This window comes from Nocardia heshunensis (assembly GCF_054782115.1).
In genome coordinates, this window is record NZ_BAAGTC010000002.1 from 1,360,745 (window position 1) to 1,385,108 (window position 24,364).

The 24,364-nt window shown below is 67.6% G+C and carries 21 protein-coding genes; 8 read left to right on the top strand and 13 right to left on the bottom strand.

Annotated elements, in window-relative coordinates; all coding sequences use genetic code 11:
* Window positions 1–61 precede the first annotated feature (61 nt).
* Window positions 62–1,507 (top strand): neutral zinc metallopeptidase, encoded by a 1,446-nt coding sequence (locus ACYVN4_RS06365; protein ID WP_460718269.1) that lies wholly within the window; start codon window positions 62–64, stop codon window positions 1,505–1,507.
* 3 nt (window positions 1,508–1,510) lie between these two features.
* Here ACYVN4_RS06365 and ACYVN4_RS06370 read toward each other — a convergent pair whose 3' ends face one another.
* The 3 genes from ACYVN4_RS06370 to ACYVN4_RS06380 are packed head-to-tail and all read right to left on the bottom strand — an operon-like array spanning window position 1,511 to window position 5,552.
* Window positions 1,511–2,347, bottom strand: coding sequence for a lysophospholipase (locus ACYVN4_RS06370; protein WP_460718270.1), 837 nt, complete (start codon window positions 2,345–2,347; stop codon window positions 1,511–1,513).
* A gap of 42 nt (window positions 2,348–2,389) precedes the next feature.
* Window positions 2,390–3,901 carry a M20/M25/M40 family metallo-hydrolase gene (locus tag ACYVN4_RS06375; RefSeq protein WP_460718271.1) on the bottom strand — a complete coding sequence of 504 codons (1,512 nt, stop codon included), beginning with the start codon at window positions 3,899–3,901 and terminating at the stop codon, window positions 2,390–2,392.
* Window positions 3,902–3,905: 4 nt separating this feature from the next.
* Window positions 3,906–5,552 carry a CocE/NonD family hydrolase gene (locus ACYVN4_RS06380; protein WP_460718272.1) on the bottom strand — a complete coding sequence of 549 codons (1,647 nt, stop codon included), beginning with the start codon at window positions 5,550–5,552 and terminating at the stop codon, window positions 3,906–3,908.
* A 158-nt stretch (window positions 5,553–5,710) separates the two neighbouring features.
* Between ACYVN4_RS06380 and ACYVN4_RS06385 the strand changes: the two genes are divergently transcribed.
* Window positions 5,711–9,178, top strand: coding sequence for a protein kinase domain-containing protein (locus ACYVN4_RS06385; protein WP_460718273.1), 3,468 nt, complete (start codon window positions 5,711–5,713; stop codon window positions 9,176–9,178).
* On the opposite strand, the gene ACYVN4_RS06390 is transcribed toward ACYVN4_RS06385, so the two are convergent.
* The 7 genes from ACYVN4_RS06390 to tsaA form a co-directional block, all read right to left on the bottom strand.
* Window positions 9,159–10,070, bottom strand: a complete 912-nt coding sequence (locus ACYVN4_RS06390; RefSeq protein ID WP_460718274.1) for an oxygenase MpaB family protein — start codon at window positions 10,068–10,070, stop codon at window positions 9,159–9,161. The two genes, ACYVN4_RS06385 and ACYVN4_RS06390, sit on opposite strands and share 20 nt — an antisense overlap.
* A gap of 291 nt (window positions 10,071–10,361) precedes the next feature.
* Window positions 10,362–11,654 (bottom strand): dihydrolipoamide acetyltransferase family protein, encoded by a 1,293-nt coding sequence (locus ACYVN4_RS06395; RefSeq protein WP_460718275.1) that lies wholly within the window; start codon window positions 11,652–11,654, stop codon window positions 10,362–10,364.
* 15 nt (window positions 11,655–11,669) lie between these two features.
* Entirely contained in the window at window positions 11,670–12,653 is a 984-nt protein-coding gene (locus ACYVN4_RS06400) for an alpha-ketoacid dehydrogenase subunit beta (RefSeq protein WP_460718276.1), read from the bottom strand.
* 19 nt (window positions 12,654–12,672) lie between these two features.
* Entirely contained in the window at window positions 12,673–13,794 is a 1,122-nt protein-coding gene (gene pdhA, locus ACYVN4_RS06405) for a pyruvate dehydrogenase (acetyl-transferring) E1 component subunit alpha (protein ID WP_460718277.1), read from the bottom strand.
* Between the two features lie 11 nt (window positions 13,795–13,805).
* Window positions 13,806–15,263: a dihydrolipoyl dehydrogenase gene (gene lpdA, locus ACYVN4_RS06410; RefSeq protein ID WP_460718278.1), complete on the bottom strand. Its 1,458-nt coding sequence runs from the start codon at window positions 15,261–15,263 to the stop codon at window positions 13,806–13,808.
* A gap of 201 nt (window positions 15,264–15,464) precedes the next feature.
* Window positions 15,465–16,667, bottom strand: coding sequence for a PucR family transcriptional regulator (locus tag ACYVN4_RS06415; RefSeq protein ID WP_460718279.1), 1,203 nt, complete (start codon window positions 16,665–16,667; stop codon window positions 15,465–15,467).
* A 67-nt stretch (window positions 16,668–16,734) separates the two neighbouring features.
* A complete protein-coding gene (gene tsaA / locus ACYVN4_RS06420) occupies window positions 16,735–17,169 on the bottom strand; it encodes a tRNA (N6-threonylcarbamoyladenosine(37)-N6)-methyltransferase TrmO (RefSeq protein ID WP_460718280.1) in 435 nt (144 codons plus the stop codon).
* Between the two features lie 265 nt (window positions 17,170–17,434).
* On the opposite strand from tsaA, the gene ACYVN4_RS06425 reads away from it, so the two are divergent.
* The 5 genes from ACYVN4_RS06425 to ACYVN4_RS06445 all read left to right on the top strand — a co-directional run bounded on the left by ACYVN4_RS06425 (window position 17,435) and on the right by ACYVN4_RS06445 (window position 20,003).
* The gene (locus tag ACYVN4_RS06425; protein ID WP_460718281.1) at window positions 17,435–17,557 is read left to right on the top strand and encodes a hypothetical protein; all 123 of its coding nucleotides are present in this window, start codon (window positions 17,435–17,437) and stop codon (window positions 17,555–17,557) included.
* Between the two features lie 158 nt (window positions 17,558–17,715).
* The gene (locus ACYVN4_RS06430) at window positions 17,716–18,141 is read left to right on the top strand and encodes a TY-Chap domain-containing protein (protein WP_460718282.1); all 426 of its coding nucleotides are present in this window, start codon (window positions 17,716–17,718) and stop codon (window positions 18,139–18,141) included.
* Window positions 18,142–18,261: 120 nt separating this feature from the next.
* Window positions 18,262–18,639 (top strand): nuclear transport factor 2 family protein, encoded by a 378-nt coding sequence (locus tag ACYVN4_RS06435; RefSeq protein ID WP_460718283.1) that lies wholly within the window; start codon window positions 18,262–18,264, stop codon window positions 18,637–18,639.
* 31 nt (window positions 18,640–18,670) lie between these two features.
* Complete coding sequence (locus tag ACYVN4_RS06440) at window positions 18,671–19,111, top strand: MarR family winged helix-turn-helix transcriptional regulator (protein ID WP_460718284.1); 441 nt, start codon at window positions 18,671–18,673, stop codon at window positions 19,109–19,111.
* Window positions 19,112–19,166: 55 nt separating this feature from the next.
* Complete coding sequence (locus ACYVN4_RS06445; protein WP_460718285.1) at window positions 19,167–20,003, top strand: SGNH/GDSL hydrolase family protein; 837 nt, start codon at window positions 19,167–19,169, stop codon at window positions 20,001–20,003.
* Here the strand turns inward: ACYVN4_RS06445 and ACYVN4_RS06450 are convergent.
* From ACYVN4_RS06450 to glnA, 3 genes are all read right to left on the bottom strand, one after another.
* The gene (locus ACYVN4_RS06450; RefSeq protein ID WP_460718286.1) at window positions 19,975–20,418 is read right to left on the bottom strand and encodes an SRPBCC family protein; all 444 of its coding nucleotides are present in this window, start codon (window positions 20,416–20,418) and stop codon (window positions 19,975–19,977) included. The genes ACYVN4_RS06445 and ACYVN4_RS06450 overlap by 29 nt on opposite strands.
* A gap of 99 nt (window positions 20,419–20,517) precedes the next feature.
* Window positions 20,518–21,378 carry a tyrosine-protein phosphatase gene (locus ACYVN4_RS06455; protein ID WP_460718287.1) on the bottom strand — a complete coding sequence of 287 codons (861 nt, stop codon included), beginning with the start codon at window positions 21,376–21,378 and terminating at the stop codon, window positions 20,518–20,520.
* Window positions 21,379–21,678: 300 nt separating this feature from the next.
* Complete coding sequence (glnA, locus tag ACYVN4_RS06460; RefSeq protein WP_460718288.1) at window positions 21,679–23,115, bottom strand: type I glutamate--ammonia ligase; 1,437 nt, start codon at window positions 23,113–23,115, stop codon at window positions 21,679–21,681.
* Between the two features lie 451 nt (window positions 23,116–23,566).
* Here glnA and ACYVN4_RS06465 point away from each other — a divergent pair, with 451 nt between their 5' ends.
* On the top strand, window positions 23,567–24,097 hold the full coding sequence (locus tag ACYVN4_RS06465) for an RDD family protein (protein ID WP_460718289.1): 531 nt from the start codon (window positions 23,567–23,569) through the stop codon (window positions 24,095–24,097).
* Window positions 24,098–24,364: the final 267 nt, after the last annotated feature.

The window sequence follows — 24,364 nt, forward strand, 5'->3', positions numbered from 1 at the left end:
ACCGGGGACTCGGGGCGATCTCTCGTTGGATACTCGGAGCAGGCGGTACGCGGGAGGCATGATGGGGATTTCGCGGATGCGGTCGGCGCTGGCCGTCGTGCTGGTCGTGACGGCGGTGGCGCTCACCGGCTGCGCGAGTGTGAAAGTTCCGGCCGCGCAGAGTGTTTCGGCTCCGGCCAGCACCAACCCGTGGGAGCTGGCCGGGCAGGCCACCGCCACCGGCCCCAGCGGCCCGCGCGCGGGCGTGCCCGACGCCGATCTCACCGCCGAGAACGGCGACGGCGGCAGCATCGACAAGCTCGCGCTCAATGCCATCTCCGATATCGCCGACTACTGGAAAGCCCAGTACGCCAAGACCTTTCCGGGCACCTTCACCCCGGTGACCCGCTTCATCTCCTGGGATTCCACCGCCCCACGCGCCCAGGCCGTGCAATTCTGCCGCAGCAGCACCTTCCAGGAGGTGAATGCCGCCTACTGCACGGTCGATAAGACCATCGGCTGGGATCGCGGCACCCTGCTGCCGGAACTGGTCAAGAAGTTCGGGCCGATGTCGGTGGTCATGGTGCTGGCCCACGAGTACGGGCATTCGGTGCAGGCGCAGGCCAAACTCAACGGCCTGCTCACCAGCGGGGTGGTGCGGGAACAGCAGGCCGACTGCTTCGCCGGGGTGTTCCTGCGGTCGGTCGCGGAAGGCAATTCCCGGCACTTCACCCTCAACACCACCGACGGGCTCAATGGCGTGCTGGCCGCGGTCATCTCCTTCCGCGACCGCGAACCCGGCACGGGCCAGGACGAACACGGGACCGCGTTCGAGCGGGTGACGGCCGTGCAGATCGGCTACACCGACGGCGCGACCGGCTGCGCAGGCATCACCCGGGCCGAGTTGCAGCAGCGGCGCGGCACCCTGCCCACCAGCTTCCAGCCGGGCGACAAGGAACGACAGCTCCCCGTCGACCAGCCCGACCTGACGCTGGTCGCGGCGTCGCTGGCCAAGAACTATCCGGTCCAGCCGCAGCCGGCCTACGACTACACCGGCGTCACCCATGGCTGCCCGAATGTGACCGTCACCCAACCGGTTTCGTACTGCCCCACCAGCAATGTGATCGGTACCGACGTGCCCACCCTGGCCAAACGAGCCGCCGCAGGAGACAACGGCGGCCTGCTCTCCGCCATGGTCGCCGGTGACTACAACGCCTTCATCGTCTTCGTCTCCCGCTACATGCTTGCGGTGCAACAGAATCGGAAGCTCTCGATCACCGGTGCGGACACCGCGGGCCTGCGTGCCGCCTGCTTCTCCGGCGCGTACAGCACCAGACTCAGCCAACCCGGCAGCGACCTGCAACTCACCGCCACCGACCTCGACGCCGCCATCTCCGGACTGCTGTCGGACGGCCTCGCGGCCGCCGACGTCGACGGCAACATCGTGCCCAGCGGCTTCGTCCGGCTCGAGGCCTTCCGCACCGGCGTCCTCGACGGCGAGAACGCCTGCCTGAGCGCCTACCGGTAGCGGTCAGTCCGGAATGTGCGCCTCGACCCAGTGGGTGAGGTCGGAGATGACCTTGTCCTGCTCGGGCTCGTTGTAGATCTCGTGGTAGAGGCCGTCGTAGCGGATGACGGTCTTGTCCTTGGACGCTGCGCCCTGATCCACCAGATCGGTGCCGGTGGGGGAGGCAAGACCGTCGGCGGTGCCGTGCTGCACCAGCAGCGGGGCGGTCAGGCGATCCAGGTGGGCCTTGACGTAGTCGCCCGCGCGCAGCATCTCCCCGGCGGTGCGGGCCGGGACGCCGCCGTGATGCACCAGCGGGTCCTCGTCGTACGCCTTCACCACCGCGGGATCCCGGCTCACCAACGTCGAATCCAGCTTGATCACCGGCAAATTCGGCAGGAACCGCGACACCAGCGGCGCGGCCAGCTTCTGAATGGCGTTCCCGGCCTCGATATCGATGGCCGGGCCCGACAGCACGACGCCGTTCACCTCCGGCTGATCGCGCACCGCGAAATACGCGGTGGTCAAGCCGCCCATGCTGTGCCCGATCACGAAGCTCGGCAGCCCCGGATGACGTCCGGTCGCGGTGGCGAGCATCGTGCGGACATTGTCGGCCGCGGTATCGAGCGAACCGATATTCGCCCGCGGACCCTCGGATTTGCCGTGCCCGGTGTGATCCAGCGCGTAGACGGCGACCCCGGAATCGGTGAGCCGTTGCGCCACATGCGCGTAGCGGCCCGAATGCTCGGCGTACCCGTGCACGATCACCGCGACGGCGCGCGGTTCGCCGTCGGGCAGCCACGCCTGCCAGAACACGCGGCCACCCGCGCCCTGGAATTCGCCGGTCTCGGAGCGGGTCATCGGTCCTCCATTCGGAACGGAATCTGCCCAGCCTCCCACGAATCAGGCGAAGCGTGCGAGACGGTCGATCAGCAGGCGATTGAAGCGGATCAGGCGCGCGTAGTCGGTGCGTGAGATGCGCTCGTCGGTGCCGTGAATGCGGTCCAGATCCGTCGCGGTGAAGGTCAGCGGCGAGAAATTGCAGCGGGTGGCGACCAGATCGTCGTAGTGACGGGAGTCCGTCGCGCCGGGCACCACGCCGACCGTGACGGCGACGCCCGGCACCACCTCCCGGGCCAGATCGGCGATCAGCTCGAAATCCGGGCCCGCGGTCGGCGCGACGGTCGGCTCGGACGCGATGCCTGCGAGCTCGATGCCGACCTGCTTGTCCCGCACCACCTTCCGGCAGTGCGCGAGCACGCTGGCCACCGAGTCCCCGGGCAGGATGCGGAAGTTCACGAGTGCTTCGGCGCGCTGCGGCAGCACGTTCGGCTTCACCCCGCCCCGGATGACGGTCGGTGCGGTGGTGGTGCGCACCAGCGCCTCGGTCTGCGGGCGCGCCGCCAGCACCCGCGCCGCCACCGGGCTCGCGATGTGGATCAGCCCCAGCAACGTGCGCCGCGGCTCGGACACGAAATGCCGCACCCGCAACAGCATGTCGACCGCGACCGGGGTCATGCGCAGCGGGAACGGATGATCCTGAACCCGGGCCACGGCCCGCGCCAGCCGCCCCACCGCGGTCTGCCGACCCGGCATGGACGAATGCCCGCCCACATCCGACACCGACAGCCGTACCGTCGCGAAACCCTTCTCGCCCACCATGATCGTGGCCACCGGGACATCGATGCCGTCGGCCACACCGGTGGTGATCACGCCGCCCTCATCGAGCAGCAGCCGCGCCCGTACCCCGGCCTCACGCAGCCGCTCCGCCATCAATGCCGCGCCTTCGGTCCCGAAGACCTCCTCGTCGTGCCCGAACGCGAGATACACCGTCTGCGTGGGCGATACGCCGTCGGCCAGCGCCTGTTCCGCCGCTTCCAAAATGGCGAGCACGCGGCACTTGTCGTCGACAGCGCCCCGGCCCCAGATGAATTCGTCATCGACGACGCCATCGAACGGCGGATGCGTCCACCCTGCGGGCTCGTCGACCGGCACCACATCCATGTGCGCCAGCAGGATCGCGGCGACTGTCTCCCGGGCATGCCCGGCCCCCGTTGAGGCGGGGAGTGTCGAATCGGCGGCCGGGCCGATGTCGTTCCGATCGGCCGGAACTGGGGACCCGGAGGCGGGAGCACCGTCCGGCGCGAGCTCGCCCGCGCCGCTGGCAGTGCTCTCCGCGCCGGTGGCTGTGCCCGTCCAGCAATACAACCGGCTGTGCCCGAACGTCTCCCAGGTGAGATGGCGGTGGACGAGGGGGAAGGAACGTTCCAGGTGGGCGGTGAGGCGATCGAACTCGGCGCGCTCGATCTGTTGCGGGTCCTCGTAGGACACCGTGCGGCAGCGCAACGCGGCTGCCAGACGCTCGGCGGTGAGGTCGTCGACGGCCGGGCCGTCGGTCGGCGCGGTCCTCGTCACGGGGTCAGTCACCGGTCCTGGCAGGGAAGTTCACGGTCACAGTGGCATTGTTCACCACATCCGCGGGCAGCATGACCGACTTGTCGTTTCGCCATTTGGGAATCGATTCGCCGGCTTCGCCCGGCAGGTCGGGGGTGCGAATCGTGCTCAGCAGCGGCAGGTGCAGTTGCGCGGCGGTGACGGTGACGGGGGCGAAGGCCGGGGAATGCGCCCAGACGTCGTCGACCACATCGGTGACGCGCACCCCGATGCGGTGGCCCGCGGGAATCGGCCAGTCCTGGGCGAGGAGGCGGACCTGCGCGGTGGGGGAGACCGGTGCGATGCCGCGGGTGATGACGGTCGCGCGATTGTCCGGGGCGATGTCGTACACCTCGACGGTGACCGCGGCCGTGGCCGGGCCGTCCAGGCTGAGCGTGGCCGTCGGCGTGCCCGAGACGTGCTGATCCTGTTCCAGCGGCTGGGAGACGGTCCAGATCTCACGATCCGAGCCCGGTAGCAGGCCGCGATCGTTGTAGCGGCCGGGGCGCAGATCCACTTCCAGAGCCCGGCTGTCGGCGGGCGGCCACGCGGTCTCCGAACGCCAGCGGCCGTCGAACTGGCCGACCGTGATGCGCGGGCCGGTGTTCACGTCCTTGCCCGCCACCTGCTTGTCGAAGAAGGCCAGCAGCTCCGAGGAGAACTGCGACGCACCGCATTTCTCGGTGCAGTCGCGGTGCCCCCACTGCCCGAACCACGCTTTGTGCTCGCCGGGGCCGAGCGCGTTCCACATCTGGAAGACGCGATCGGGCTTGGTGTTGTAGTCGACGAAACCCTGACCCAGGAACAGCGGAATGGTGTTGCCGCGCAGCTGCTCCACCAGGTCGCGGTCGCGCCACCACGCGGAATTCGCGTCGTGATTGGTGGTTTCGGCGAGATAGTGCGAGTAACAGGCCGGATCGATCCGGTCCGCGTTCGCCTTGTACTCGGCCGAATCCGACGGATGCGCGGGCGTCGAGGCGATCAGCAGATGTTCGAAGCCCGCGAAATCGCCCGGCCGGACCCCGTTCTCACTGATCGGCTTGAGCGAGAACTTCCACGCGATGCCCTGCATGTAGAGGTAGGCGTTGGGGTCCACCACCGGTTCGAAGGCCGCCACGGCCGCCAGGCCCTGCGGCTTCTCGGCCAACCCCATGAGCCCGGTCCACGCCTCGTACGAGACGCCGTTCAACCCGACCTTCCCGGTCGACCAGGGCTGCGCCGCCGCCCATTCCACCGCGGTCTTCACATCCGAGCGCTCACCCGGGCCGCCGAAATCCGGGCAGCCGTCGGAGCCGCCGAAGCCGCGCAGATCCGCGATCACGTAGGTGTATCCGGCTTGCAGGAACAGGTTGATCGGCAGATCGTCGGTGTCGGGTCCGCCCTGCAGGTGCGGCGCGGTCAGGTGGGCGAGATGCGCCCGGTAAGGGCTGACGGTCATGATCACCGGGGTGCGCACATCGTCGGCGACCCCGGGCGGCCGCAGCACATCCGCGTGCAGTGTCGTGCCGTCCGCGGAGGTGATGAACTCCTCGTGCCACTGGTACTGCGGCTCGGCCCCCGCCCGTCCCGGCACCGCCACGACCCCCACCACCAGTAGCGCGCCGACCAGGGCACGCCACAACACCATCCGCATAGACACCATTTGACCTTGGTGGTTCGCCCCGCTGCGAACCAGCCCCAGGAACCGGGGTGCCCGCCACGACCGCGGGTTCGAGATCGGGAGTCCGCATCCGGCATCCGGGTGGCTACGATCGGGGTGTCGGGGCCAACTCGTCCGGGAATGAGCGGGTCATGGTCGAACCAGACGAAGAGGGTACGCAGCCTGACCTGCGGATAGGGCTCGCCGCGGAGTTGGCCGCGGCGGGATTCGACGATGCGAGCGAAATCGGGCGCGGGGGCTTCGGAGTCGTCTACCGGTGCGTCGAGCATTCCTTGGATCGACTGGTCGCGGTGAAAGTGCTCGACACCCGGTCCAGCGAGGAGGAGCGGGCGCGGTTCCTGCGCGAACAACGCGCCCTGGGCCGCTTCGGCGGGCATCCGCACATCGTGCAGGTGCTCTCCGCCGATGTCACCGTCACCGGGCGGCCGTATCTGGTGATGCCGTACTACGCGCTCGGGTCGCTGCGGGAGCGGATCCGGGAACGCGGGCCGCTGCCCTGGCAGGAGGTGCTCTCGATCGGGGTGAAGATCGCCGGTGCACTGGCCGCCGCCCATGCGCGCGGGATCGTGCACCGCGATGTGAATCCGGCCAATATCCTGCTGTCCGACTACAGCGAGCCGTTGCTCAGCGATTTCGGAATCGCCAGCCCCGCCGGGGTTTTCGAGTCCTCGTCCGGGCTCATCGCGGGGACTCCCGCGTTCACCGCGCCGGAGGTGCTGCGCGGGGTCGAACCGGCCGCGGCGGCCGACATCTACGGGCTGGGCGCGACCCTGTTCTGTCTGCTCACCGGGCACGCCGCCTTCGAACGCCGGGAGGGGGAGTCGATGGTCGCGCAGTTCGTGCGGATCACCTCCGATCCGGTACCGGACCTGCGCGACAGCGATGTGCCCGCGCTGCTGTGCGCGGCGCTGGAAGCGGCCATGGCCCACGATCCCGCCGAACGGCCGCACAGTGCACGCGAATTCGGTGATCGGCTGCGCAATATCGAATTCGTCGCCGGGCTCGCGGTCGACTCCATGGCCCTACCCGCCGCCGACGCGGCAGCCACGGTCGCCCCGCCCGTGCCCGTCGCGGCGCCCGCACTCGCACCGGCGATGGCCGCCTCGACGTCCACCCGCTACCGGCCGCCGAGTTCCACGCGGCAGCCCGTGCAGCGGCGTCGACTGCTCGACCGGCTGGCGGCGGGACCGGTTCGGCGGCTGGTGCTGATCCATGGACCGGCCGGGTTCGGCAAGAGCACGCTCGCCGCCGAATGGGTGAACACGCTTGCCGCTCAAGGCGTCCGGGTCGCCTGGCTCAGCGTGGACGACGATGACGACAATGTGGTGTGGTTCCTGTCGCACGTGGTGGCGGCCATCCGCAATGCCCATCCCGGCATCTCGTCCGATCTGGAACGGCTGCTGGAAGAGCACGCCAGCGATGCCGCGCGCCGGGTCATGACCACCCTCATCGACGAAATCCACCGGGCCGGTGAGCCGGTCGCGCTGGTCATCGACGACTGGCATCGGGTGACGGGCCCGGCGACCATCGCGGCGGTGGAGTATCTGCTCGACCACGGCTGCCATCACCTGCGATTGATCGTCACCAGCCGCAATCGCACCGGACTTCCACTGGGGCGCATGCGGGTTCGCGACGACCTGGAAGAGATCGACGAGACCGCACTGCGCTTCGACGACGCCGAAACCGCCGAATTCCTCAGCGACACCAGCGGACTGAGCCTCGATGCGGCCGAGGTCGAACGGCTGCGCGCCTCGACCGAAGGCTGGGCGGCCGCACTGCAATTGGCGTCGATGTCGCTGCGCGACCGCGACGATCCGGGCGCGTACATCGACCAGATCTCCGGACGGCACTACGCCATCGGCGAATACCTGATGGAGAACGTGGTCGACACCCTCGAACCCGAACTCCTCGAATTCGTCATGCGGACCTCCGTCGCCGAACGCCTCAACGGCGACCTCGCCGAAGCCCTGACCGGGGTGAGCCACGGGCAGGACATGCTCGAACAGGTGCGGCAGCGAGACCTGTTCCTGCGCAGCATCGATGACGATCTGCGCTGGTTCCGCTACCACACGCTGTTCGCCGAGTTCCTGCGCGACCGGCTCATCCGGCTACACCCGGGCCTGCTGGAAGAACTGCACGTGACCGCGGCGAACTGGTTCGCCGAACACGACATGCTCACCGAGGCAGTCGATCACCTGCTCGCCGCGGGAGAACCCCAGCGCGCCTGTGACCTGGTGGTCGAGCACGGCGAACGATTGATGGAGCAATCCCGGATGGGGACGCTGCTCGGCTTGGACGCCAAACTGCCGGCCTCGCTTGCGCTTTCAAACCCCCGGTTGCAGTTGCAGCTGGCGTGGGCGAACGTCGCCCTGCAGCGCTCGGCCGCCGCCGCGACCGCCTTGGATCGCGCCGACGCCGCACTCCGTGACGGCGGGCGGGACGGCGACGGGGATGGCTTGGACGACCGGGGCCTCGCCCGGTCGCAGCAGGAGCGAGCCGGGCTGCTGCTCGAGGCGAAGCTGGTGCGTACCGCGCTCGGCTTCGCGACCGATCAGACGATGCGGCTCGCGCCCGAACTCGTTCAGGCCCGGGACTCGGTGCGCCCCTTCATGGCACACGGCCTGGCTGTCGGGGCGATGATCTCGGCGCTGTACCGCTTCGACTTCGAGGAGGTGCACAGCTGGCAGCGCTGGATCACCCCGTTCCGGGACCGGGTGCGCGGGCCGTTCGGCGCCATGTACTGCGACTGCGTCGACGGCAGCGCCGCCTACGAGCAACTCGACATCGGCCTGGCCGAGGCCCGATTCCGTACGGCACTGGGCGGGGCGCTGCAAACCGGTGGGACCTCGCAGGCCACCCGACTGGCCAGCGCGCTGCTGGGCGAACTGCTGTACGAGAAGGGGCAGTTCATCGAAGCCGAGGAGCTGCTGGCGGGCGGCATCGGCGTCGAGGGCGGGGCCGTCGAATTCCTCACCGCCAGTTACGGGATCGGTACGCGGCTGGCGGCGGTGCGCGGCGACCTCGACACCGTGCACGAGCGGCTCGGCGAGGGCGCGAAGATGGCGACGAACCTGCACCTGCCGCGCCTGGCCGCGCGAATCCTCAACGAGCGCATCCGATTGGACCTGCCGATCACCGACATCGACCGGCGCGACCTGACCTCGCTCGAGCTCTACACCCCGCATCCGGACGCACCGTCGGCACTGGCCGCCGAACTCGCCCAGGATTCCGCGATCCGGCTGCTGCTGCGCGAGGGCACCGATCCAGAGCAGGCCTGCGAACGCGCCTGGCGGCTCACCGAAGTCATTGCCGCCCAAGGCCGGCCACGCGCCCTGGTCAACGCCGAACTCCTCTACGGCTGCTGCCTCTCGGCCTCCGGCCGCGTCGCCGAAGCCAGCGCCTTCCTGGCACCGACCGTCACCCGATGCGCCGGCCAGGACCTGGTCCGGCTGGTCGTCGACGCAGGCCGCCAGCTGCACCCGGTCATCGAAACCCTCTACGGCGCAACCACCTCGGACCAGCACCTGGTCAGAGTCTTCCTCCGCCAGGTACTCACCGAGTTCGAAGGCGTACTCCCCGCTAGACGGGCCGCAGATTGATCATCTTGCGCAGCCGCGCGCGATCACGCTCCAGCTTGCGCGCCTCGTAGGCAATGGGGAAGTAGCGAACCCGCTCGGGCAGCAGCGGGACGGTGCGGCCGATGACGAACCCCAGAACCCGCAGGGCACGTTCATCATTCGCGGTCCATTCCAGGCCGAGCTTGTCGCGCAGGATCTCGGGGGTGGTGCCGACGGTGAAGAAGTACTGCAGGCGGCCGACAGGCTTGGCCGCAACCCGCCACACCGGGTGCAGAGGTGCGGGGATCTGCTTGGGCGGGGCGATGTTCCGGATGACCTTCAGATAGTCATACGCGACATTCGTAGGCACCAGATGGTTCTCGACCTGATTCTCGAACCACGGCACCCAATCGGAGTAGGTGGCCGGAATCTCCTTGGGCGCCACCGAGAAATTGCGCATGAGCTGCACGACTTCCTGGTAGTACGACTCCTTGTCCGCTTCGCTCAACTGGTCACTGGAGAAGTACTTGTTGCCCTCGGTGAAGGCGTAGATGGCGGTGTGCAGCACCCACGCCCAGGGTCCGGAGGACAGGGCGCGGTGCTTGACGCCCTGCGCGTCGGTCGAATTCAGCGTGGTGTGCATCTTGCGCAGCCGATCGGCCTCGCCGAGCGCTTCCTCGCCGCCGTAGATCCACATCATGACCGAGGCGATGCTGCGGGCCGCGCGGCCGAGCGCGTCGGTCCGGAAGGTTGAATGCTCGTCGACCACCGCTGCGATGGTGGGCTCCATGGTCTGCAACAGAAACGCCGAACCCGCGGTCAGCGAGAAAGTGACTAGTCCGGTGTCCTCCCACATCCGGCTGCCGGGTCCGAACGGGCGGCGCTCGGGACGGCTGGCCCGGGCTTCGTGATCGAGTTCGACGGCAGCGGTCATGGCGGATCTCCTTTGATCGACCTTCCCATCCGACAGGATGAGAGAGTTACTACCAAATCTTCTCATCATGTCGGCCGAGTGGCAACCATCACGCCGGTAGAAACACGAAAAGCCGGATGGCGTGGACCGACCGGGTAAACCGGTCCACGCCATCCGGCGATTCAACCCGCCGCCGGGTGAGTTCGGCTCCCGGGCGCGCGGCGTGGCATGGGAAATGCCGCGCGCGCCGGGTGGCGGGTTTGCGTCGTCCGATCCTGGATCAAAAAATCGAACGGCGGATTGGGGTCGTGACTAGGTCACGATGCTCAAGGGGTGCTCGATGAGGTTCTTGAGCTGTTGGAGGAACTTGGCCGCGACGGCACCGTCGATGGAACGGTGGTCGGCGGAGAGGGTGACGCGAAGGATCTTGCGGGACACCACCTTGTCGCCGTCCAGCTTCAGTTCGTCCTGGGCCGCGCCGACCGCGAGGATCGCGGACTCCGGCGGGTTGATGACGGCGGTGAACTGCTCGATGCCGAACATGCCCAGGTTGGAAATGGTGAAGGTGCCGCCGGACATGTCCTCGCCCTTGAGCTTCCGGTCGCGGGCGCGACCGGCCTTCTCGCGGCCCTCGGCGGCGATCGCGGAGACGGACTTGCGGTCGGCGTCGTGGATCACCGGGACGAACAGGCCCGCGTCGGTGGCCACGGCGATGCCGATGTTGATCGCCTTGTGGCGCAGCAGCTTGTCGCCCGCGAAGGAGACATTGACCGAGGAGTCCAGGCGCAGCGTGGTGGCGACCGCCTTGACCAGCAGGTCGTTGACGCTGACCTTGCCGGAGCCGGTCTCCTCCAGGGTCTTGTTGATCTGCGCGCGGAAGGCGAGCAGCTCGGTCACATCGATCGCACTGGTGAGATAGATGTGCGGGGCCTGCTGCTTGGACTCGGTCAGGCGCTGGGCGGAGACACGCTGGATGGTGGTCAGCGGGATCTCTTCGTAGTCGCCGGTCGCGGGGGCGACGGCGGCCGGGGCCTGGACGGGAGCCGGGGCGACGGCAGCGGTCGCGGCCGGAGCCGGTGCGCTGCTCGCGGTTTCGACATCCTGCTTGGTGACCCGGCCGTTGGGGCCGGTACCGGTGACGGCGTTGATATCGACGCCGAGCTCCTTGGCGACCTTGCGGGCCAGCGGGGAAGTCCGCTTGCGCTCACCGTCGGCGGCAACCGGTTCGGTGGAAACCGCAGGGGCGGCGCCGTTTCCGGCGGCCGGGGCCGAAACGGCCTGGGCGGCAGCGGGAGCCGGGGCAGCGGCCGGAGCCGCAGGAGCGGCGGCCGGAGCGGGAGCGGCTGCAGCCGGAGCCGCGGCAGCGCCACTGCCGTCACCGAGGAACGCGATCGGCTCGCCGATGGCGACGGTGGTGCCGGGCTCGGCGATGATCGACTCGAGGATGCCGTCCTCGTACGCCTCGAGCTCCATGAGCGCCTTGTCGGTCTCGATCTCGGCGATGATCTCGCCCGCCTTGACCTGGTCGCCGACCTGCTTGAGCCAGGCCGCGACGACGCCCTCCTCCATGGTGTCGGAGAGCCGGGGCATGGTTACTTCAGACATGGTTCCTTCCGGTTCTCAGCGGCGCTTGCCGACGGCGGCAAGGGTTTCGAGGGCGGCCTTGTACAGCGATTCCGGCGACGGGAGCGCCAGCTTTTCGAGCGGCTTGGCGTAGGGCAGCGGCACCTCGGCCATGGCCACGCGGCGCACGGGGGCGTCGAGGTAGTCGAACGCGCCGTCGGAGATCGACGCCGCGACCTCCGCGCCGATGCCGTAGGTCAGCCAGTCGTCCTCACCGATGACCACGGCACCGGTCTTCTTGGCCGAGGCCACGATGGTGTCGCGGTCCAGCGGACGCAGGCTGCGCAGGTCCACGACCTCCGCCGAAATGCCTTCGGCGGCCAGCTTTTCGGCGACCTGGAGGCACACGTTCGCCATGCGCGAGTAGCCGATCAGCGTGATGTCGGTGCCCTCGCGGGTGACCGCCGCCTTGCCGATCTCGGCGGCCGGAAGGTTCTCCGGCACTTCGCCCTTGGTGTTGTAGAGCGACAGGTTCTCGAGGAAGAGAACCGGGTCGTCGTCCTCGATGGCGGCCTTCAGCAGCGCCCGGGCATCGGCGGGGGTGCTGGGTGCGACGACCTTGAGGCCGGGCACGAACGCGTAGTACAGCTCGATGTTCTGCGAGTGCGTCGCACCGAGCTGCTGGCCACCGCCACCGGGGGTGCGGATGACCATCGGCACGGAGGTCTGACCGCCGAACATGCCGTAGATCTTGGCGGCATGGTTGACGATCTGGTCCAGCGCCAGCAGCGAGAAGTTGATCGTCATGATCTCGACGACCGGGCGCAGGCCCAGCATGGCGGCACCGATGGCCGCGCCGACGAAACCTTCTTCGGCGATCGGGGTGTCGCGCACCCGCTTCTCGCCGAACTCCTGCAGCAAGCCTGCGGTGATCTTGTAAGAGCCTTCGAAAACGCCGATCTCTTCTCCGATGAGGAAGACATCGTCGTCGCGCTGCATCTCCTCGCGGAGGGTCTCGCGCAGCGCTTCACGGTAGGTCATGACAGCCACGGTGATGTCCTTAGGTGAAGAGCGGATCGCCGGGCAGGCGATGGGAATCGCCCGCGACCGGGGTCGCGTAGTTGTAATCGAACAGGGTGGCCGGGTCCGGGTGCGGGGACTGGTCGGCGAAATCGACGGCCTCGACGACGCGAGCCTTCACGTCGGCCTCGATGGCGGCGGCCGAATCCTCGCTCAGCACACCGGCTTCCAGGAGACGGTCGTGCCACAGCACGATCGGGTCGTGCGCGACGGCGGTGGAGACGGCGTCCTCGGCGCGGTACTTGGCCGGGTCGACGACCGAGTGGCCCTTGAGCCGGTAGGAGACGGCCTCGAGCAGGGCGGGCTTGCCCTCGCGACGGGCGGTCTCGATCAGATCGGAGGCGACCTCGCGCACGGCCAGCACGTCGGTGCCGTCCACGCGCTCACCGCGCATGCGGTAGGAGGAGGCGCGCTTCCACAGATCCGGTTCGGCGGAAGACTTCTCGACGGTGGTGCCCATGCCGGTCTGGTTGTTGATCACCAGGAACACGACGGGCAGGTTCCACAGCGCCGCGATGTTCAGCGACTCGTGGAAGGCACCGATGTTCGTGGTGCCCTCACCCATCTGGCACACCACGACGTCATCGCCGCCGCGGTAGTCGATGGCCAGCGCGGCACCGATGGCCAGCGGAACCTGGCCGCCGACAATGGCGTAACCGCCGAGCAGGCGAGTCTGGGTGTCGTACATATGCATCGACCCGCCCCAGCCCTTGGAGGTGCCGGTGGAGCGGCCGTACAGCTCGGCCATGACGCGGCCGGGCTCGATGCCCTTGGCCAGCGCGTAGCCGTGCTCGCGGTAGTTGGTGAACAGGTAGTCGGTGGGACGCATGGCGCGGCCGACGCCGACGACGGTGGCTTCCTCACCCAGGTTCAGGTGGCAGTAGCCGCCGATCTTGGCCTGCTGGTAGCCCTGCGCGGTGCGCTCCTCGAAACGCCGGATGAACAGCATCTCGGTGTAGAGCGACAGCAGGTCGTTGGCGTCCGTGCCGCCGAAATCCGCTCCACCCAAAAGGGTTTCGGCGGTGTTCTCCAGCGACGCGGCTACGTCGGCGGCCTTGGGGGCCTTGCGCGCGGTCTTACGCGTCGCGGTGGTGGTGGTCACGATGGAACTCCTCAACGCTTCCGGGGCGGCGCGACGTGAACGGGCAGGCCCAGCCCGACCAGGGCGGCCTCCATCCCGATCTCGCCGAGGGTGGGGTGGGCGTGAATGGTCTCGGCCAGCTCGTCGAGGGTCGCCTCCAGCGAAATCGCCAGGGCCCCTTCGGTAATGAGATCCGAGGCCGACGGGCCGATGATGTGCACGCCGAGCACCTCGCCGTGCTTCTTACCGGCGACGATCTTGAGGAAGCCCTCCTGATCGCCGAACGACTTGGCCCGGCCCAGCGCGGCGAACGGGAACTTGGCGGCCACGATCTCGTGGCCCGCGGCCTTGGCGGCGTCCTCGGTCAGACCGACCGAGGCGATCTCCGGGTGGGTGAAGGTCGCGGCCGGGATGACGTTGTAGTCGATGTGGGCCGCGATGCCCGCGATGGTGTCGGAGGCGACCAGGCCCTGATGCGAGGCGACGTGCGCGAGCAGCGCCTTACCGGTCACATCGCCGATCGCGTAGACGTGCTCGACGCCGGTGCGCAGGTGCTCGTCGACCGGGATGAAACCCCGTGCGTCGGTGGCGATTCCGGCGACATCCAGGCCCAGCCCGGCCGTGTTGGGGCGGCGGCCGACGCCGACCAGCACCACATCGGCGGGCAGTTCCTGCGGCTTCGCGCCACCCACGGTGACCGACAGGCCGTTGTCGCCCTCGGCGATCGCGGTGACGGTCGCACCGGTCAGCACCTTGATGCCGCGCTTGGTGAACGAGCGCACCAGGGCGGTGCCGATCTCCTTGTCCTCCAACGGAACCAGGCGATCCTGCATCTCCACCACGGTGACGTCCGCACCGAACTCGTGGAACAGGTTGGCCCACTCCGCACCCACGGCACTGCCGCCGATGACGACCAGACGCTTCGGGACCTCGGTCAGACCGAACGCGCCGTCGGAGGTGATGACACCCGGCAGATCCGCGCCCGGGATCGGGAGCACGGCCGGCACCGAACCGGTCGCGACGATGACATCCTTCGCGCTCACGGTGCGGACGGCGTTCGCGGTCGGGGCGGCGGCGTAGCGCGGGCCGCCCTCGAAGATCGGCGACGGACCGGCCTCGACAACCTCGACGGTCGTGGGGCTCGTGAAGCGCGCGTGACCCTCGATGATGGTCACGCCATTGGCCTTCAACAGGCCCGCGACGCCATCGGTCAGTTCCTTGACGATGCCGTCCTTGCGGTTACGCACCGCGGCGTAGTCGAAACGCAGGTTATCGGCGTAGATGCCGAAGTCCGCGGCGTGCGCGACGGTGTGGAAGACCTCGGCGGAACGCAGCATCGCCTTGGTCGGGATACAGCCCCAGTTCAGGCAGACCCCGCCCGGGCGTTCCTTCTCCACCAGGCCCACGTTCAGGCCCCGCTGAGCGGCCCGGATGGCGGCCACATAACCGCCCGGGCCGCCGCCGATCACCAATAGATCGAATTCCGGCACTCGTGGTGCTCCTCATCTCGATGTACTCACAGACCCGGCCATCGGTTGTGATGCGGGTCATTGCGATCGAGTCTGTCGGTCACCAATTGCACAATCAATGCACTGGAAGCCCATATATGACAGAGTTCGACTGGGCTCAGCGCACAATTAGTACCCGCCGGTAGTGGGCGTTCGGGGGCTTGTCAGCGGGCCCCGAATAGGTCAATCGCGCGTGGCTCCAGGCAGTTCCAGTGCGGCCAGCGCGAGGGAAAGTTCCACGTAGGAGCGTTGCCCCTCCAGCGGACGGTCGAGCAGCAGGGAGATGCGCTGCAACCGGTTGATGACCGTGTTGCGATGGCAGTGCAGGATCGGCGCGGCATTCGCCGCCGAGCAGTTCTCGGCCAGCCAGACCGCCAGCGTCCGCAGCAGAATGTCGCGCTCCTTGGGCGGCAATTCCAGCACCGGACCGAGGGAACGGGTCACCAGCAGATCGGTGAGATCGGGGGAGCGCAGCAGCAGCGCCTCCGGGTAGCGCTCGTCCAGCGAGACCAGCAGACCCTGCGGATCGCCGGAGACCGTATCCAGCGCCAGCGCCGCCAGCGCGTGCCCGGTGTCCACGCCCGCCAGACCGGGCACCGGGGGAGAGACCCCGGCGCGGCCGCGGATCAACGGCCGAATCTGTTGCAGCACAGCCGAAGCCTCACGATGCTCCAGCGAGACCAGGCCGACGGTGGAATCCACCCGGTCGTGCCACACCGAACGAATACCCGACACACCCAGCGCCGTCTCCGCACCCATATGCAGCGGCGGCCCGCCCTCGCCGCGCGCGACGACCACCAGATACGCGCCGTTCGGCGGCAGATTCAACTCCCGCCCCGCCCGCGCCGCGAAGGTGGCGTCATGGGCGCGGCCCGCCAGCAGATCCTCGATCAGCGAATGCCTGCGGCGTTCATCGCTGCGCACCCGATCCAGTTCGGCGGTGCGGTAGGAGGCGACCAGGGCCGAGGACATGCCGTCAACCACCGCCCACATCACCGAACCCACCTCGCGGATCTCGCTCGGCCCGATGTCATCGGCCTTGTCCAGCAGCGCTTCCCACACGATCTGCCCGCCCAGCCGGAAGGTGCGCAGCATCGCCTCGAGCGGCACGCCCTGCTCGGCGCGCCGCCTGCCGATGGCCGCGGCCACATCGTCGCCGTCCGGATCCGGGGCCTGCCCGCGCAGCAATTCCAGAATCCGCGTCAGATACCGGCGGCAGCCGTCGCGCAGATCCGCGCGCGGCACCGCCGTGTAATCCGTCCACTCCGGATTGTCGGTGGCGATCGCCGCCATCAGCCGCTTGGTCAGCTCCGGCACCTCGGCCTGGCACACGGCAGCCAGCCGCTGCGTACCGAGCGTCGGTACCGGATGCCTGGGAGCCGCCATGCCCCTCAACCTACGCCGGGCCATCAGCCCTTCCTCCGCACGACCCGCCCCGCCCGGGGTGGGGCGGTCAGCGGGATTCGATGCCGCCGAGGACCGGTTTGATGTCGAGGATCGGGGTGCCGTCGATGGCTTCCAGACCGGCGACACCGAGTACTTCCGGGCTGACGGTGGTCAGGGTGACCTCGTGCAGGCCGATCGGGTTGGGGCGGTCGGGGGAGCGGGTGGCGAAGACCCCGGTGGGGGTGCGGGTGGCGTCGCCGCGCGGGTGGACCGCGAGGGTGTCGCGGCGGCCGGCATGCAGCCAGGTGAGCAGGATGACCTGCATGCCCGGTGCCAGGTCGGCCGCGGCGGCCGCGAATTCGGGGGCCAGCAACACTTCGGCGGCGGGGGCGTCCTCGTCGGGCTGGCGGGGTGCGCCGGTGCGGTCGGTGAGCGGGGAGCGCACCCAGCCGACCGGTCGTACCTCGAAATGGTCGGGGCCGCTGGAGAATTCCGAGGACAAGGCAGTCAATTCCTTCCACCGTGACGAGGTGGCGGCCGGGCCGTGCCCTCCGTGGGCGAGTCCCGTGCCACCGCCAAGGAATCGTAAATCCCCGGCGCGGAATCTTGTGCCCGGAGCCGGGGTGCGGTGTGCTGAATGGACGGTTGCTCGAAGAGTGCCATCCGCACCCGGTTGTGCGGTGATGTTCACGGAAGATTAACGGCCGCAACGGCGCTCGATTGGCAGAATGGGTTGCCGAGCGGACTTGGATTTCGAGGGGAGTGCCATGAACGCAATATCGCGTTTGCGGGAATTCATTGCCCGGCAGGCGTTCACGCCCGCCGACAATGAGCGGCGATTGCTGGCGAGCACCCCTCTCTGCGTGCTCGGTCCCGCCCCCACCCGCTGACGGCGGACGGCCGAATACCGGAAACCGCGGCGGTTACACCAGTCGACACCGCCGCGGTTTCCGCTGATCGGACTGGGCGGCAGGATATTTCACGCCGCTCGCCATTCGACGGCGTATGATCGGCCACGATGGGCACCCGGGGTCAAAGCGAGCGCGTAGTGACAACCGACTGGGACGTGTTTGTTCACGCACTGGCCGGCTGCCTCGCGAAACTGCCCTCACAAGCCACCCTCATCCTGGCCGCATCAGGAAATCGCTACGCCCAGATACAGCAGTTCGACATCAAACTCTCCGTCGAACTCACCGGCGATTACTATCTCGCCGAACCGATTTCCGACGCCGCCACTCGGCGATTACACGACCTCGGCTGGGTCGCGCCCGATGCCCGCCGAGATATCGAGAACTGGAAGCTCACGCTCTACTGCCCGATTCCCCGCAGCGGTTTCGAAGACCTCGCCCGCTCGGTCGCCATCGGCCTGCACGAAGCCCTCGGTGTCGTCGCCCCCGAGGATCTCCACGCCACCGGCTGGTCCGACCCCAACGGTCACCTCGACCTCTCCCCGCTGGCCGCACTTACTCGCTGATTCCACGCCCCGATCCGAAACCGGCGGAGCCTCAACCATGCTGCTGTCTCCGAAACGTTTGACATCTAATCGTTCGATATCTAACGTTAGGTTCAGTTGGTCAGACCGAACGGGAGAGACATGAACACCCAGGATCACGTGCGCGACCTCTGCCAGCGCTGGGCCGCAGCCGAACAGCTCGAAGACATTGCCGCACTGGATGACATGGCCGTTGCGGACTTCACCGTGGTCGGGCCCGCCGGGTTCGTGCTCGACAAGGCCGCCTGGCTGGATCGCTACCGCAACGGTGACCTGCGGACCCAATCGATGGTCTGGCAGGACGAGGTCACCGTCCGCGCCTACGGCGACGCCGCCATCGCGATCGGCCGATACGTCCAGCAAGCCGAATATCGGGGAAACACCGCCGACGGCAGGTTCCGGAGCACGCACTTCGCCGTCCAGCGGGACGGTCGATGGCTGCTGGCCGGACTGCATCTGAGTACGAGCGTCGGACCCTAGCGGCGCGAAACCGCCGAGGTAGTTTGAGGGAATGCCAAGACCCACCGGAACACCCGTCGGCCTAGCGCTGGCCCGCACCGCGAAGACGGTCGGCCGGGCCTTCGACAGCACGCTGGCCGCCGCGGGCGGTTCGATGCCGGTCTGGCTGATCCTGCTGACCTTGAAGACCCAGAACCTCGGCAATCAGCGGGAACTCGCGAAAGCGGTGGGCATCGAAGGTGCCACCCTCACCCACCACCTCAATGCGATGGAGAGCGACGGGCTGGTGATCCGCCGCCGGGATCCCGCCAACCGGCGAGTGCACCAGGTGGAACTCACCGACAGCGGCGATGCCCTGTTTCGCCGCTTGGCCCGGGCGGCCACCGCCCACGATCAGCGGCTGCGCGCCGGATTCAGCGACGACGAGATCGATGTGCTCACCGATCTCCTCGACCGCATGCAGCACAACATGAACCCACCGATCGCCCCCTGACCTGCGGCGCAAGGTCACTCGGGCATCGGTTCTCCCGAAGCGAAGTGGAGTGACCATGAATGTCGCGATGACCGAGAAGCTGGTTCGGTTCCAGCAGCCCGAGAAGGCGATGCCCTATCTGAACGGCCTCGACGAGGCGCGCGTCGCCGGGCTCTTCGGGCTCGAACCGAACGAATACCGGGACCTGCGTGCGGGATTCGCCCGGCAGGCCCGCAATGCCGCCGAGGAACTCCTGGCGGATGCCGAACTGGCCGCGCAGGTGGATCGGCTGCCGTTCGCGCCCGGCAGCAAGGTGCTCGCGCTGGGGGAGAGCTCCACGGCGGATCGCCTGTCCTGGTTCGAGATCCTGCGGGAACTACTCGCACAGCGGCGCCCCGATGACGCCATCACGCTGGTCAATGCGGCCGTAAGCGGTTGCACCACAACGCAGGCGCTGACCACGCTGCCCCGGCTGGGCTACGAGCGGCCCGACTGGGTGCTGTGCCAGCTCGGCGCCAACGACGCGCAGCGGCTGGGCGGGGCAAGACTGGTCAGTGCGACGGAAACGGCACGCAATCTGCTGTTGCTACGCGACCGCGCCCTCGAACTCACCTCCGCGCAGTGGGTCTGGCTGACCCCGACCGCCGTGGACGAAGGCCGCGCCGCCAGCTTCCCACACTTCGCGAATGCCGGAATCAGCTGGGCCACAGCGGATATGGCGGAGACCGCGGGCCTGCTGGCGGACCAGCCGGAACCCACGGTCGACGCACTCACCGTCACCAAGCCCCTCCCCGGCGCGGAACTGCATCTCGACGACGGGGTACACCTGACCATCGACGGCCAACTGGCCGTCGCGGTCGAGGTGGTGGCGAAACTGGCGCAGCTCAGCCGTTCGCTTCGAGGATTTGCTTGAGCTGCTTCAGGTCCTGGCGGTTGGCCTGCCGCATGGCCGGGGCCATGAGCGGGCCGACGAAGCGGGAGAAGCCCGCGGGCTCGCCCCGGTTGCGCAGTGTCACCAGGGTGGCGCCGCTCGCGGTGTCCTCGAAGGAGTAGGTGGTCTCCATCGGGAAGGGGCCGTCCGCGGTTCGCATGACCATCCGACGGCCGGGCACCAACTCGGTCACCACATAGGTATAGGCAAGCGACCGACCCAGAAACCGCGCCTCGAACGCCATCTCGGACCCGACCATCAATTCACCCGGCATCTGCATCACCACCGACCGAATGTTCTTGTACCAGGCCGTGGCATTCACCGGATCCATCGTGTACCCGGCCACCCGTTCCCGCGGCCGCGCGATCTCGATCGTCGTCACCACGTCCACCGTCATGCGCCGATCATAGGACCAGATTCGGCTCAGTCCCCGGACTGTGGACTCAGAGCGAGTGCCTCGCGCCCGCGGGCGCGAGGCACCGACTGCGCACGTGGGTCAGCCCACCAGATTTTCGTGCAGCTTCACGATGGTCCCGGGGTCGAGCCCGAGCCCCTTGGTCAAATACTTGCCGAAGTCACCGTACTGCTGCTTCATCTGAGCGACGGCGACGTCCAGGTACTCGTCGCTGACGATCTGCAAGGGAATGAGCAGGTCCGGATTCTGCATGATCCCGGCCGCTTTCAGCTGCGCCCGCAGCGCGGCGTCCGACGCGGCACGGTACTGATTCGACAACAGGTAATCCTGCCGCGCGACGCTCTCCGGCACCCCGACCGCCTGCAACAACACATACGTCATCCAGCCGGTGCGGTCCTTACCCGAGGTGCAGTGGTACAGAATCGTCCCCGGTGTGGCCGCGACATCCTTGATGGTCTGCGCGAACTTCGCCGTCGCATCCGCACTCAAGAAACTGGTGTAGGCGTTCTTCATGATCTGATCGGCCTTGCCGTCCCCGAGCAACGCCTGCTGCTGCACCGGATCCTTGGACCCGATCGCCTGCGCCGTCTTCAAATAGATCCCGCCGTCGTCGATCGGTCGCGACACCGAGCTCACCCCCGCGGGCAGCTTGTCCGCCCCCAAACCCTGTACCTCCGGGGCAGTCCGGAAGTCGACCACGGTCTGAATCCCCAAGGTTCCGAGCTTCTGCACATCCGCATCGGTCAGCTTCCCGAGCGCATCGGACCGAATCACCTTCCCGGACTTGGTCGAATCCCCGGTATAGGTGGCATACCCGCCGATATCCCGCACATTCACCGCCCCCTGCAACGTGATCTGGGTGGCGTCCTGCCGCATGGGAACCGGCGCGGCCATCGACGGCCCCGCGACCACCCCGAGCGTCGCCGCCGCGCTGGCGATCATCGCGAGAACTGAAATACGAAGTCGTGCAAAACGTTTGATCTTCACAGCCCCGGACGCTAGGCCCGCTTACGCCCCGCCGCAGACCTACTCACCGACCCTCCCGCCCACCGAACTCCCCACCCCACCCACCGGGACGTCCGCTCCCGCAATCGATGAATATCTGTATCCCGCAATGGAATTGACGCAATGCCTCCCCGACATATGCGCGCCCGTCATATGAGTATCAGAAACTCCCACGAAACGGGCGGAGCCCCGACCACGGTGTGGTCGGGGCTCCGAGAGCGCTTGCGCTACATCGACTTAGACGTCGAAGTACAGCTCGAACTCGTAGGGGTGCGGCCGCAGGTTCACGGGCGCGATTTCCTGGGTGCGCTTGATGTCGATCCAGGTCTCGATCAGGTCCTCGGTGAACACGCCACCCTCGGTGAGGTAGTCGTGGTCGTCCTCGAGGCGGTCGATGACCGACGCCAGCGAGGTGGGGGCCTGCGGGATGTTCTTGGCCTCCTCGGGCGGCAGCTCGTAGAGGTCCTTGTCGACCGGAGCCAACGGCTCGATCTTGCGCTTGATGCCGTCGATGCCGGCCATCAGCATGGCGGCGAAGGCCAGGTACGGGTTACCCGAGGAGTCCGGCGCGCGGAACTCGATGCGCTTGGCCTTCGGGTTGGAACCGGTCACCGGGATACGCACGGCAGCCGAGCGGTTGCGCTGCGAGTACACCAGGTTGATGGGGGCCTCGTAGCCCGGCACCAGACGGTGGTACGAGTTGACGGTCGGGTTGGTGAACGCCAGCAGCGACGGGGCGTGGTGCAGGATGCCGCCGATGTAGTGACGCGCCAGATCCGACAGGCCCGCGTAACCGGCCTCGTCGTGGAACAGCGGCTTGCCGTCCTTCCACAGCGACTGGTGGGCGTGCATGCCCGAGCCGTTGTCGCCGAAGAGCGGCTTCGGCATGAAGGTAACGGTCTTACCCTCCTGCCACGCGGTGTTCTTCACGATGTACTTGAACAGCTGCAGATCATCCGCGGCACCCAGCAGGGTGTTGAAGCGGTAGTTGATCTCGGCCTGACCGGCGGTGCCGACCTCGTGGTGGCCGCGCTCCAGCTCGAAGCCCGCGTTCTGCAGGTTGGTCGAGATCTTGTCGCGCAGGTCGACGTAGTGGTCGTACGGGGCAACCGGGAAGTAACCACCCTTGTTGCGGACCTTGTAACCACGGTTCGGGGTGCCGTCGGCGTTGTACTCGGCACCGGTGTTCCAGGAACCGGAGATCGAGTCGATCTCGTAGAACGCGCCGTTCATCGCCGAGTCGTAGCGAATCGAGTCGAAGATGTAGAACTCGGCCTCGGCACCGAAGTAGCAGGTGTCGGCGATGCCGGTCGAACGCAAGTACTCTTCGGCCTTGCGCGCGATGTTGCGCGGGTCGCGGGAGTACGCCTCGCGGGTGAACGGGTCGTGCACGAAGAAGTTCAGGTTCAGCGTCTTCGCGGCACGGAACGGGTCCAGCCGGGCGGTGCTGAAGTCGGGGAGCAGCAGCATGTCCGACTCGTCGATCGACTGGAAGCCACGAACGGACGAGCCGTCGAACGCCAGACCCTCTTCGGCGAGATCAGCGGTGAACGCCTTCGCCGGGATCGAGAAGTGCTGCTGCACACCGGGGAGGTCGGTGAAGCGAACATCAACGTATTCGACCTCCTCCTCCTTGATGTACTTGATGACCTCGTCGGCCGTGCTGAACGCCACTTAGTACTCCTTACGGATCGGTTCCCAGCCAGTGGTGACTGCATGGGTTCGTCGCGACCACACGGTATGGACGCGGTGTTTCCCTGCAATCAAGGCTGTGTTTCGCCAGTGTTACACGCACTGCTGGCCGGGGGTTCGGCGGTGCCCCCGGCCTCCCGAAGACGCCACAGCGGTCGCCGAGCAATGCTCGACCAGCACCGACATCCTGCCATTGAGCAGCCGGAACTGACTGTTAAGACTCTGAAAAGTTAGGGGCCTTGCCAACCATGACCGGGCAATGGTGAGAATCCTCACCGCCCCGCATCCACCTGGCAAATGGGTCTGCCGGGCGGTTGCGGACCGACCCGGAAACGGGTGAACAGGTAGGCCGAACCCATATATGAGACCGTTCGTGCGAACCGACCGGCAGGGGTGCTCGAGCGGCCGGTGGGGGCGGCTTAAGCTGGGGGTCATGGCACGTATCACCGGCTCATGGCTGTCCGGACCGAACGCTGAATCCGGCGACAACCCGGTTGGTGAGTATCAGGGCAAGGAGCTCGGGCTGCCGCAGTCCGGGGTGGGGGCGCTGGCGCCGTTCACTCGTCGCGTCGTGGCCGTGCTGGTCGACTGGTTCATCTCGATGGGGTTGGCCGCGATCATCGTGCGGCCGGATGCCGCCAAGATCATCTCGAAGATGACGATTCCCAAGGGGCAGCAGCCGCCCTCGCACTTCGAGGTGATCACGCAGGCGCTCTCGACGCCGACGCTGCTGGTCTGGTTCGTGCTCGGGATCGCGGCGGTCACCCTGTTCGGGTTCACGCCGGGGCAGTACTTCCTCAAGATCCGTGTCAGCCGGGTCGATGCCGAAGCGCCGGTTGGGTTCGTGCGTGCGCTGGTGCGTCAGCTCATCCTGCTGTTCGTGATTCCCGCGCTGTTCACCGACTCCGACGGCCGCGGCATGCACGATCGCGCCACCGGTACGGCCCTGGTCTACAGCCGCTGATCGTCGCTGAGGGTCGGCTCGCGGAGTTGTGCCTCACGAAAACCTCACGCCCGTTGTTATGGAATTTCCGCGCGGGCCGATTCGAATATATGAACTCAGGCCGAGTCGGCCCGGATTCCTGCCGTTACCTGCGATGCTGTTGGCTAAGCGTGTGGTGAGACGTTGCTGAATGTTCACCGTAGTTTGCTTTCGATCGGTATGGTGGCGGCGATTTGCCGTGATCTTCCGATAGGTCGGTTCCGCGGCAGGTAGCTGTTGTTGTGCTGA